The sequence below is a fragment of the Paenibacillus sp. 3LSP genome, assembly GCF_032465655.1.
GTDB classification, from domain to species: domain Bacteria; phylum Bacillota; class Bacilli; order Paenibacillales; family Paenibacillaceae; genus Fontibacillus; species Fontibacillus barengoltzii.
This window is the reverse complement of record NZ_JAWDJI010000138.1, coordinates 1-7,380: the sequence shown is the minus strand read 5'-3', so window position 1 is coordinate 7,380 and position 7,380 is coordinate 1. Positions and strand designations below refer to the sequence as shown.

Genomic DNA, 7,380 nt, shown 5'->3' with positions numbered 1-7,380 from the left:
ACACACCTAAGAAATCGTGAGCAAATGCAAGAAAACATTAATTTATAGTGGGAGGAATGATCTACATCATGAACAAGGTAAAAACAACCATCGTATCCACCCTACTTCTCTCGCTGGCGGTGGCAAGTCCGCTGGGCAGCGCCGGCGTGGCGAGTGCGAACGTCTCCGCTCAGGCTCAGGTGTACCCTTCTAGCGTGGCTCCGGTTGAGGCGTCTTCGGGGGCTTTTGTGGATCGGTACCAGAACAACGTGAAGGAGAATGCAACGGTTGAATCCAACCCGGCTCTAAAGGTACTCTCGGGTTATCTCGAACTGTGGACCCCAGGGAAGACCTGGGATGGCGGCACGGTGTTGAATCAAACGGTCCTAGACGCCAATATTCAGAAGGTGGTTGAGATCACGACGAAACGTACGGAGGCCGAAGGGAAAGCCGCGTATCTCGATGACCGGCGCAATCAAAGCTACAGCGTGATCGACGGATTAGGTCCGCTGGCTGACGTGTATCGTCAACTGGCGGGGGCCAAGACCACGATCCTGGATATCCCTGCGGATGCGACCGAGGTCAAATATGACGATAAAGGAACGGGCGAAGGCGATCCTGAATCCAAGCTGGGGAACATGGTGAAGCTGGTGAAAACGTTGCGGGGGAACTATTCCTCGACGAATCCGTCCAAAGGGTATTATCAATACCCTCGTCCGTTCCGTTGGAGCGAGGAGGTTAGCGTACTACCGACGCTGGTTCCGGCCAAAAATCCGGATCCGACCAATGACGGCGGATTCCCAAGCGGACATACCAACGCTGCGTACCTGGCGGCCATCGCCATGGCTTACGCCGTACCGGAGCGGTATCAGGAGCTGCTGACACGCGCCTCCGATTTGGGCCATGACCGCATTGTGGCCGGGATGCATTCTCCGCTGGACGTGATGGGGGGACGGGTGATGGCTACGGCGTTGTCCGCCGCGATCCTGAACGATCCCGAGAATCAGAGCCTGAAGGAAGCGGCCTACCAGGAGGCCCATACGACGCTGCTGAACCAAGTGGGCACGGGCACGGATCCGTATAGCGATTACGAGAGCAATAAGCAGAAATTCACCGAGCGGCTGACGTACGATTTTCCGCTGATTCACGAGCAGGGCAAAGCCATGACGGTACCGGAAGGGGCCGAAGTGCTGCTGGAAACGCGCTTGCCTTATCTGGACGATACGCAACGCCGCTGGGTGTTGGCGACGACGGGACTGCCGTCGGGCTACCCGCTGCTGGACGATGAAGAAGGCTGGGGCCGTCTGAATCTGTTTGCGGCGGCGGATGGTTACGGGGCTCTCGTGAACGATGTCACGGTAACGATGGATGCGGCGAAAGGCGGATTCCACGCGGCAGACCAATGGCGTAACGATATTTCCGGTTACGGGAAATTGATCAAGCAAGGAACCGGGACATTGGAGCTTACGGGCAACAATACGTTCCTGGGCGGAGTGCAGCTGGAGCAAGGCACGCTGATCGGCAGCTCGGCGACGGCTTGGGGGAACGGGCATGTCGTGAACAACGGCGGGATTTTGCGCAAAAACGTTCCCGGCGAGCTGATCGTCTCCGGCAACTTCAAGCAAACGTCGAAAGGGACGCTGGAGCTGGCTTTAGCCGGATCGGATAGCGGACCGCTCCGCATTAAAGGCAACGCCACGTACGGCGGCAAGCTGCGCGTGGATCTGAGCGGTATGGAGCTGTCGGAGAACCAGCGGATTACGGTGATCACGAGCGGCGAGTACGAGGCGAAAAGCGCCTTCGCTTCCGTTGAAGTGAACGGCTTGCCGGCGAAAACGCAAGCGAAAACGATCTATAACGCACATAGCGTGCAGTTGTTGATTACGAAGAAGTAATGGTGAGATAAGATCAGCCCCCGGAGTGTTGGCTCCGGGGGCTGGTTATTTTTAGGCATCGGCTAACGTGGGGGTGGGCTCTTCCAACTGGGCTAGGCGTTTCAGCAGCTTCTTTAGCATGACGGAGGCTTTGACCTGGAGAGGCAAGCTGTCGGCGACGCGCAGCTCGTAGGCCCCGCTTAAGATGGCCTGCTTCAACTCGGCGACGGAATCGCAGGGGTGATGCAGCTCGTTATACAAGCTGCCGTATTGCAGGCACTGATGGGTGTCGCTCCCGGCGGTCACCGGCTTCCCGAGCTCGGCGGCGAAGCGTTCCACGTTGGCGTGATTCACTTCGTTGCCGTATTCGTACATATCCTTGGCGTTCAGGTCAAAAGCGTCCAACCGTCGCAGCTGCTCCGGCTCCAGATGATGAAGCGGGGTGGAGACGCGGAACGGATGCGCGCCAATTTTGAGCAAAGGGTAGCGTTCGGCCAACGTCATCAGCTCGTTGAAGGGGATAAAGGAGCCTTTTTCCGTATAGTTGTCCAGCGCGTGGCGAACCTCCAGAATAGGCTCCTTGCGCCCGATCAGCAGAATGTGGCCGGTTTCGCGGATATCCACCTCCATGCCGGGGAAGATCCGGAGGCCATCGGCCTCGTAGTATTCGCCATTAAAAGGGTACAGGCGGTCGAGATTGTCGTAGACCTCATGGAAGTTGCGCGTATTAAAATGCTCCGTCAAAGCGAGGGCATTTAGCCCGTTCGCCTTGGCTTCGGCAATCATTTCCTTATAATAGGCCGGCGAGAAATCGGTGGCCTTGGATAATTTGGCGTGGGTGTGCAGGTCGATGCGCATCAAAACAACTCCTTGTTGGTTAGTTAAGAGTAGCGGAAGTCCAGAACAATAGCGCTACATAAAGCGCCGATCCGCCTAGAAAAAGTACATCGCGCCGCTGCAGCTTCAAATGCGACAGCTTAAGCTTCTTGGCGGCGGGGTTGTTCATGCCGTACGAGAAGCCGCGCGTTTCCAACGCTTCTACGGTGGTGCGGGAGCGTTTGGCCGTCGCCAGCATCAGCGGGAAAAAAGCGTACACCAGCAGCTTCAAATAATACGCGCCTAGCCGCCAATAGAGGACGCCGTGCCGTTCGGGCGCTTTGCCGCGCAACCGGTAGGAGAGCAGCACGTTGCGGAACTCCTCGAACAATACCGGCAGAATACGGTAGCCGTAGGACAAGCTAAACGAGAAGGCGGCGGGGACGCCGAGGGCGAGCAGGCCGTCGCTGATTTTTTCCGGATCCATGCCGGAGAATACGGTGATGCTGGCGAGCGAGACGATGGACAGCTTTAGCGTAAGCTTAAGCAGCGGCAAGGCGGAGGAGATATCTCCTCCGAAGAACAGGGAGATGATAAACAGCCATCCCACCTGTCCGATCAGACCGAGGCAGAGCACGAGGATGATAAACGGCGTGACCCGGGACAACACCGTCGTGATGATGACGAACAGGCACATGCCAGCTAAGACAACGTAGCTGTTAAGAAACCAAGGGACGATGGCGAAAAAAAGATACCAAATCAGCAATCCCCGCGGATCCAGCCGGGAAAGGGAAGCATGGCCGCTGCCGTAGGCCGTGTTCATTAATTCGAGCTGGATGCGGTCGAGCGAGATTTTGTTAAACCAGTTGCGGACGAGCTGCATGCGGGTGGGTCTCCTTTCCGGTGAGGATGCGGTATAGGTGGTCGGCCAGCTCGGTCGGCGATCCGCAGGGCGGCTGAAGGCCGAGGGCGGCGGACAGCTCCATGCTTTGCGTCAGCGCCAGGCCAGCGCGGCGGATCAGCTCGGGGCTGGCGAAGACCTGCGCCGCCGTCCCGTCCGCCAGCACCCGGCCGTCGTGCATGACGACGACGCGCGTCGCCCAGCGATGGACGAGCTGCATGTCATGCGTGGCGATCAGCACGGTGCGGACGTGCTGGTTCAGCTCCTCCAGCGTGCCCAGCAGCTCTTCGCGCGTGGCCAGATCGAGATTGGCCGTCGGCTCGTCGAGCAGCATGATCGCGGGCCGGATCGCCGCCCCGATGGCAAGCGAGACGCGACGCTGCTGGCCGCCGCTCAGGAGGCGCGCGTCGCGGTCCTGCAGCGGCTCCAGCCGGAAGCTGTGCAGCATGCGTTGCAGCGTATCTTCCGCGTCTGGGTAGCCGCGTCGTTTCAGGCAATACGCGATCTCTTTGCGTACGCTATCTTCGATGAACATGTCTTCCGGGTTCTGGAAGACAAAGGCGACGTCCCGCGACAACTGCTCGATGGAGATGCTGCGGGTATCCTGCTGGAGGACGGTGACGCTGCCGTCGGACGGCTTGGCAATCCCGGCGATCAGCTTCAGCAGCGACGACTTGCCCGCGCCGTTGTTGCCGATGAGCGCGATCCGCTCGCCTTCATAGAGCGTCAAGTCGATGCCATGCAGCACGGTTCGCTCTGCTTTGCGGATCGTGCGGTAGTTCAGGGAGACCCCGTTGAACCGGATGACGGGGTTCCGTTGGGCGTTGGGCTGTTGGACATCACTCTGGTCGGATAGGGAACTGGTGCTGGCCCATGGAGCAGCTGTTTCCTCCACTAGTGTTGGAAGCTGCCGCTGAAAATAAGGGATTGCGGCTTCGGTCGTAATCGGATAAATCGCCTGCCGGGGTTGCTTCTCGTTGGGATTACGCCGCGTAGAAGCGTTGGCTTCCTGCAGGATCGCTAGATAAGCTGCGGCCTGGGTCACCTCGGGCGGCTGAATGCCTAGCCGCTGTAGATCGCCCAGGCGGTTCAGGGCTTCGGAGACCGGGCGTTTCCACAACACCCGGCCTTGATCCAACAGGCAGACCTCCTGACAATAGTCGGCGATAAACTCCGAATGATGCTCGATGACGATGATCGTCTTGCCGTGGTTCTGGTTTAGCTCACGAAGCACTTCGTAGACCTGACGGGCATGACTCGGATCGAGCTGGGACACCGGCTCGTCGACGATCAGGATCTCTGCGCCCAGCGACAGGGCCCCGGCTAGGGCGAGCAGATGCTTTTGTCCGCCGCTTAGCTCCCAAATGTAGCGTTGCTGCAAATGGGTCAGGCCGCAGAGCTCCAAAGCGTGGAGCGCCCGGTCCTTGTAGTCGGGCAGCCCGTAGTTCAGCGGGGCGAAGCAGGCCTCATCCAGCACGGTGGGCCGCACGAGCTGGTTGTCGAAGTCCTGATAGACGTAGCCGACGCGGCGGGAGAGTTGGGCGACGGTTTTTTGCGAGGTAGATTGGCCGTGAATGTAGACCTCGCCTTCAAAGTCGCCGGAATAATAATGTGGGATCAGCCCGTTCAGCAGCTTGCACAACGTTGATTTGCCGGAGCCGTTGCCGCCGATGATGGCGGTGAAGGACCCCGGTTCAATCGTCAGGTTCACCTCATTCAGCACCGGCAGCTCCGAGCCCGGGTAAGTAAACGACACGTTGCGGATTTCAATCACGGAGCCGCGGGTTTCGTTGTTCGGATTAAGCATACGGCAGGTTCTCGGACTCGTCCCCGGTTTGGATGCTGCGCGTCCGTTTGGCCCGCATGATCAGCAGGACAATGATGGCTACTACGGCTGCGGCTGCGATGCTGAGCCAGATAGCGCCCGAGCCCAACCTGTCAGCCAAGCCGCTGTCCCACTCGCCGAAGTTCCAGTCCGTCTCGGACAGCGATTCCGCGCCAAAAGCGATCAGCGCCAGCGCGATGCCGCTTAACACCAGCTTCGGCGAAATGACGCCGGCGGCTTCGTATTTGGTGGATTTTTCGCGCGGTTTGATGCCAAGGAGCGGCTCGATTTTTCCATAGAGTCTAGGCACCAGGTAGAGGGTAGGCAGCAGAGCGAACAGGATGCCGGAGAACAGCACGTCGTTCAGGAAGCCCACGCCTTCTACGATGACGACGCTTTGCGCCAGCCCGGGCACGGCTTCGAATTCTTCTACGCCGATCCAGACTTTGCCGATGTCGACCAGGCTGCTGCACAGCTGATGGATGATGACGCCCGTGATGGCGGCGATGCCGACTTGCAGGCGGTTTTGCGGGTTACGGACCATCCGTCCGGCTACGTACATGGCGAAGGAGAAGGTCAGGAATTTTTCCAGCTCGCCCAGTCCGCCGAATTGTCCCAGCATCAGCTCGCCGAAAATCACCTCGCCCAGCGCCGCCCCGACCGCCGCATACAGCGGGTGGAACAGCATGCACAACGTGAGCGGGATAAACGCGAAGTACTCCACCGAGAGTTCGATCGGCCCGAGGCGAAACTCGGGGATGAGCTCGGTGAACATGTTGGACAAGCCGTACAGGGACATGGAGAGGACGAAAATCATCATTTTTTGCGAGGACGTGAGGGTGTACAGGGTTTTACGGTTCATGAAGGGAAAACCTCCTTTAATGAGTCGTTCTTCCCAAAGTGTAGAGGCCGAGTATTAAATGAGGCGTGGGTGTATGTCAACGGATTGTAATATTTTTTACATAGTGAAAATGATGTAAATAAATTTACATAACAATGGCTTGTTAGAATAGGAGCAGAACAGAACGAGACCCTAAGGAGCGGAGCCCATGTCGAAGTATCGGAATCAACTATTTGCGAAGCAAGTGAAGTTCTCCCCCGGCCATCAAAAAATCGCCGATTTCATCGAGCGGCACCCCGACGAGGCGTTGTTCATGACCGAGCAGGAGTTGGCGGATCGGGTGGGCATGAGTATTGCCACGGTGTCGCGCTTTTGGCGGACGGCGGGATACGAGAACGGCAAAGACTTCCGCTTGCGGCTTCGCCAAGCCATTGATACGACGCCGGCGCATAAGCTGGAGGCAACCATCTCCCGGCTCGATCCGTCGAGCTTGCCGCTGAAGCTGCTGGAGCAAACGAGCCTTCACCTGCGGGAAACGGCGGAACGGACCGATCCAGAGGAGTTAAAGCACGCCGCCGCCTTGATGGCTGGGGCTAGACGGATTTACGTCTACGCACCGGGGCCTTCCGTGGCGTTGGGAGAGCTGTTATTTTATCGGTTGTCGCGATTCGGGATGTCGGTGCGGATGATGGCGGCCAGCGGCCATGAGCTGCTGGAGTCGCTGGCCCATGTGCAGCGGGAGGATGTCGTGCTGCTGTTCAACTTCACCCGGCTGCTGCCGGAGACCGAGGTGATCCTCGACTGCGTCAAGCGGATCGGTTGCTCGGCCGTCATGGTGACGGACCGCGAGGAGTTCCGGTACGGTGCGCAGGTGAACGCTGCTTTTTACGTGAGCCGGGGGGACTTGGGAGAATTTCATTCGATGGTGACGCCGCTGCTGCTGATCGAGCAGATGATCTTGAGCATCGGACTACTTAATAAAGAGAAGGTGCTGGCCAAGCTGGAGTACTTGGGAGAACTGCGGGCCAGGTATGCGGATAAGCTGCCGCGGGGGAAGGCTTGAAGTTGGTGGCTGGCGGGCGCTCATCCCGTGTCAACTCATATAAAAATGTTACCGAAGGATAATGGTTCACTCACGTAATTT

6 protein-coding genes are annotated in these 7,380 nt (G+C 58.4%); 2 read left to right on the top strand and 4 right to left on the bottom strand.

The genetic code is table 11. The features are described from left to right. The first annotated feature begins 68 nt into the window (after positions 1-68). Positions 69-1,874, top strand: coding sequence for an acid phosphatase (locus RW092_RS11230; RefSeq protein ID WP_316010232.1), 1,806 nt, complete (start codon positions 69-71; stop codon positions 1,872-1,874). Between the two features lie 51 nt (positions 1,875-1,925). On the opposite strand, the gene RW092_RS11225 is transcribed toward RW092_RS11230, so the two are convergent. From RW092_RS11225 to RW092_RS11210, 4 genes are read right to left on the bottom strand one after another with little or no spacing between them, the layout of a single operon-like run. Then, entirely contained in the window at positions 1,926-2,711 is a 786-nt protein-coding gene (locus RW092_RS11225; protein ID WP_316010231.1) for a PHP domain-containing protein, read from the bottom strand. 19 nt (positions 2,712-2,730) lie between these two features. Further along, positions 2,731-3,552: an energy-coupling factor transporter transmembrane component T family protein gene (locus tag RW092_RS11220; protein ID WP_316010230.1), complete on the bottom strand. Its 822-nt coding sequence runs from the start codon at positions 3,550-3,552 to the stop codon at positions 2,731-2,733. After that, the gene (locus RW092_RS11215; protein WP_316010229.1) at positions 3,527-5,377 is read right to left on the bottom strand and encodes an ABC transporter ATP-binding protein; all 1,851 of its coding nucleotides are present in this window, start codon (positions 5,375-5,377) and stop codon (positions 3,527-3,529) included. Before RW092_RS11215 ends, RW092_RS11220 begins: the two co-directional genes overlap by 26 nt. Beyond that, positions 5,370-6,257, bottom strand: a complete 888-nt coding sequence (locus tag RW092_RS11210) for a DUF8171 family membrane protein (RefSeq protein WP_316010228.1) — start codon at positions 6,255-6,257, stop codon at positions 5,370-5,372. The genes RW092_RS11215 and RW092_RS11210 overlap by 8 nt, the downstream gene beginning before the upstream one ends. Before the next feature lie 187 nt (positions 6,258-6,444). Between RW092_RS11210 and RW092_RS11205 the strand changes: the two genes are divergently transcribed. After that, positions 6,445-7,299: a MurR/RpiR family transcriptional regulator gene (locus tag RW092_RS11205; protein WP_316010227.1), complete on the top strand. Its 855-nt coding sequence runs from the start codon at positions 6,445-6,447 to the stop codon at positions 7,297-7,299. The last annotated feature ends 81 nt before the right edge of the window (positions 7,300-7,380 follow it).